5 protein-coding genes are annotated in these 3885 nt (G+C 52.1%); 3 read left to right on the forward strand and 2 right to left on the reverse strand.

Features of this window, described 5'->3' with window-relative positions; genetic code table 11:
- A partial coding sequence (locus B3Z49_RS09940; RefSeq protein WP_296990454.1) for an NAD-dependent epimerase/dehydratase family protein occupies positions 1 to 314 on the reverse strand: 314 nt, incomplete at its 3' end.
- A gap of 210 nt (positions 315 to 524) precedes the next feature.
- Between B3Z49_RS09940 and B3Z49_RS09945 the strand changes: the two genes are divergently transcribed.
- Positions 525 to 851, forward strand: a complete 327-nt coding sequence (locus B3Z49_RS09945; RefSeq protein WP_064787372.1) for an accessory factor UbiK family protein — start codon at positions 525 to 527, stop codon at positions 849 to 851.
- Between the two features lie 259 nt (positions 852 to 1110).
- Positions 1111 to 1617, forward strand: a complete 507-nt coding sequence (locus B3Z49_RS09950; RefSeq protein ID WP_120224348.1) for a YbjN domain-containing protein — start codon at positions 1111 to 1113, stop codon at positions 1615 to 1617.
- Positions 1618 to 1958: 341 nt separating this feature from the next.
- On the opposite strand, the gene B3Z49_RS09955 is transcribed toward B3Z49_RS09950, so the two are convergent.
- Positions 1959 to 2567: a hypothetical protein gene (locus B3Z49_RS09955; RefSeq protein ID WP_296990458.1), complete on the reverse strand. Its 609-nt coding sequence runs from the start codon at positions 2565 to 2567 to the stop codon at positions 1959 to 1961.
- A gap of 580 nt (positions 2568 to 3147) precedes the next feature.
- Between B3Z49_RS09955 and proC the strand changes: the two genes are divergently transcribed.
- Positions 3148 to 3885 (forward strand): pyrroline-5-carboxylate reductase (proC, locus tag B3Z49_RS09960; RefSeq protein WP_296990460.1); only part of this gene is annotated, 738 nt, incomplete at its 3' end.

Raw genomic sequence — 3885 nt, forward strand, 5'->3', positions numbered from 1 at the left:
TGGCGCGAACACCATTCCCACAGCCAGGCCGTCAGTTTCAGGTTGTTGACGACGATCTTGTCGGCATCGGTTTCCGTGGTCGCGGAAATCGCGCCCATATGGAAAATCGCCTCGACATTGCCGGCATGCTCTTCAAGGAAATGCGGCAGTTCATCGGGATGAACAATGTCACGCAGGTTCCGCTTGGCGATGTTTTTCCATTTGATGCCATCGCGCAGGCGATCAACGACAACAATGTCGGTTTCGCCGCGCTCTTCAAGGGCAGCAACAATATTGGAACCGATAAACCCGGCACCACCAGTGACGATAAGCATTGCATTCTCCTGACGGGGCCGCCCTGCCCCGATGGGCCAAGGCGACTGATCACGTTTGTCGACACTTTATAAGACCGCCCCTGATCTGGAGCAAGAAAAGCCATGCAAAATAACGCTATCGTCACGTCCGCTTCATGACGTGCGGCTTGCCCTGAGCCGATGATGCGCCATATTATGCCCAACAACAGTTTAAAAAAGCCGGAGACCACTATGCAGATCAACAACCGCATTCTCGATGACCTGACCCGTGTCACCAATTCCGCATTGGGCACCATGACCGGTGTCAAAGGCGAAGTAGATGCCATGATCCGCCAGCAGTTTGAAAAGATCCTGCTCAACATGGATCTGGTCACCCGCGAGGAATATGACGTCGTGCACGATGTTGCTGTGCGTGCCGCCGAGCGCATCGATGCGCTCGAAGCCAAGATTGCCGATCTTGAAAAGCGTCTTGATGCAGCTGAGCCGGCCAAGAAGCCGGCCGCCAAACGCAGCACGACCAAAGCCGCCCCCAAAACGGCGGCAAAAAAAGACGCCTGATCGGGGCAACTATCCCCATATAATTCCCATATATGCGAAATGACGCGGGCGTTTTATGCGCCTGCGCCAATATTTGCTGTCACAAGCAGGGCCGCTTGACGGTCGATCAGATAGACCGGGAAAAGAGACCGGGCCAACAGGCCGGGTGACAATGATCCGAATATTCATTGCTGTCCTGCGCGCAGCAGCGGTTGAAACAAAGCGTTCACCGGCATATAGTGCGCGCCCTTTCGCACATGCTTGAACAGGCTGGGTATTAATGAACGACCAAATGGAAGATATCGGCGACATCGGCGATGAAAACCCGCTGATCCTGGTCGAGGATATCGCCCGCACCAACCAGTGGCATCTGGAACGCCGCAGCTCGGATGAGATTGTGGTCGAAATTCCGGCCCACTGGTGCACCTATCTGGTCTATTTCACCTGGCGTGAAGATGCCGAGGCGCTTCATATCGCGTGCTGCTTTGATCTGTTCGTGCCCGAACCGCTGCGCCCGCGCATCTATGAACTGGTTGCCAAATGCAACGAGCAACTCTGGATCGGGCATTTCGGTCTGTGGCTGGAAGAAAACATGCCGCTGTTCCGCCACACCCTGCTGTTTGGCGGCGATGTCCCACCGATGGTCGAACAGTTTGAAGAACTGATCGATATCGCCCTTTCGGAATGCGAACGTTTCTTCCCGGCGTTTAACTTTGTCCTTGGCCAGGGGAAAACCCCGGACGAAGCCCTGATGCACGCGATGCTCGAACCTGCCGGTCAGGCCTGAGCAATTTATGCATTAGAATCAGAGTAAAAGTGGGCGCCCGATCCGGGCACCCACAGCTAGTGCTGAGTCCGTTTTACCGACTATCGCTTCGGCAGACTACGACGATGGCGTACAACCTTCTCGAAACGCTTGAAGCGGAATCGAGTGTAAGCGCGCACCGGCACCACTTTTTTGTCTAGAAAAGACATAATAGTGACCTTCACCTAAATTTAGGAGCGGCTTTACAAAATGTACAAAAACAATTATCGTAGTAGTTGATGTGTGCATTGTTTTTGTTGGTATACGTACCGCTTCACATACGCACCAAGCCCCTTTCCATTGCATTGGTAAGGGGCTTTTTCTTAGGAAAAGACTCCAGATTTTTCTTCCGAAATACTTTTCTTTGAATACTTACTTTTGATTTTGTAGTATCCGCGCATCGACTGCTTCTCTAGAATTCCCTTTTTATGGTCCAGAGAATAGACGCGTCGAGATATCATGGCATCATCGAAACTTTCATCGGAAAGTATCCTTTCCACCTCCGCTTTGATAGCCTTACCATTGCGCTGACGCCCATCAGACATCAAATAGACAATCAGAGCATCCAGCCGATTAACCTCTGGCAAATTGAGGTCAAAAGGATCCACCCCGTTGAATTGTTCAACGTTTTCTAGGTACGACAGTATTTCTTCCTGAAGGCTTTGGATATTTTCACTCTTAGGAGCGAAAGGCGCTTCCGAGATATCTTTTGCACCAAAACTCGACTGAGCAGCATTACCTGTACTATTCACTGTGCTTCCATCAGACTGCGCTTGCAACAATTTGCAAACTTCGGCCATGGCCATAGAGAGATGTTGGTGCTTATAAAATTGCGAGCGGTCACCACCTTCATGCTGCAAACGCTGAGATAATTCGCGGTGGTAATCGGCCTCCGATTTGACAATTTCAACCAAATCTTCTATCTTAAACATAGCGACACCTTGTCGTTGTAGCACGGAATCAGGTTCCCTCTGGGGAGGGGTAGAAGGACTGAGTGCTAGCTATTAATTTCAGAAACCAAGCCTTGGGACGATCAAATCTGAGGCTTGGTTTTTTTATACCACCACCTTCTACCTTCGTCAACTCCCGCTCTTGCTCGTTTTCATTTTTCTTCACTCACTTCACATCACTCTCGATCACTGCAAGTTTTCCTTCATGGCATTTAGTGCTGCTTCCCGCAGTGCGTTCGAGGACATCGACAAACTATAGCTCACTGCTTACGCGCCAAGACTAGGTCGCAGAATTACGGAAAAATTTTACTCGCTACCACCCAACGCTCGTAGCGCTTTTGTCTGCATATCCGTGCTTTTACAGACCATATCACTAAAAAAAGAAGCTATTTCCACAGTAATTTTTCCAAAATTCCGAGTCCTCTGAAATATCTTTTGCTTTGAACCGAACTTGCCCTCTGCGCTGACTTGACCCACCTTGAGAAGATCGCTACGGCATTGCATCATGTGCGTTGATCCCCCACGATCAACCAAACCCGATGGATAAAGCGGAGCAGAATTTATGAATACGCGTCTTTTGCTGGTTGGCTGTGGCAAGATGGGCAGTGCCATGCTCGAAGGCTGGCTGGCCCGCGGGCTTCAGGCATCGAACGTCTTTATCGTTGAACAGAGCGAAACGGCTGAAAAGCTCGAAGCGCAATACGGCATCAATGGCGTTCCCGATATTGACCACATTCGCGAAGACTTCATTCCGCAGGTTGTCCTGTTTGCCGTCAAGCCACAGGTCCTGCCCGATCTGATTGACGCCTATAAACCGCTGGTGCGCGCCGAAACGGTCTTTTTGTCCGTCGCCGCAGGCAAAACCATCGACTTCTTCACAAGCCACCTCGGCGAACATGCCCGCATCGTACGCGCCATGCCCAATACGCCCGCCGCTGTGTCACGTGGCATGACCGTGATGTGCCCGACCGAAAATGTCAGCATCGCCCAGCGCGACATGTGCCAGACCCTGCTTGAAGCCGTCGGCATGGTGTCCTGGATCGAGGATGAAAGCCTGATGGATGCCGTCACCGGCCTGTCGGGCAGCGGGCCTGCCTATATCTTCCATCTGGTCGAAGCCATGGCGCAGGCGGGCGAGGCTGCCGGCCTTCCGGCCGATCAGGCAATGACCCTTGCCCGCCAGACCGTGGTTGGTGCGGGCTTCCTGCTTGATGCCAGCGAAGAAAGTGCCGCAACGCTTCGTGAGAATGTCACAAGCCCCGGCGGTACGACGGCGGCCGCACTCAATGTTCTGATGGAT

This window comes from Thalassospira sp. UBA1131, assembly GCF_002311515.1.
Lineage (GTDB): Bacteria > Pseudomonadota > Alphaproteobacteria > Rhodospirillales > Thalassospiraceae > Thalassospira.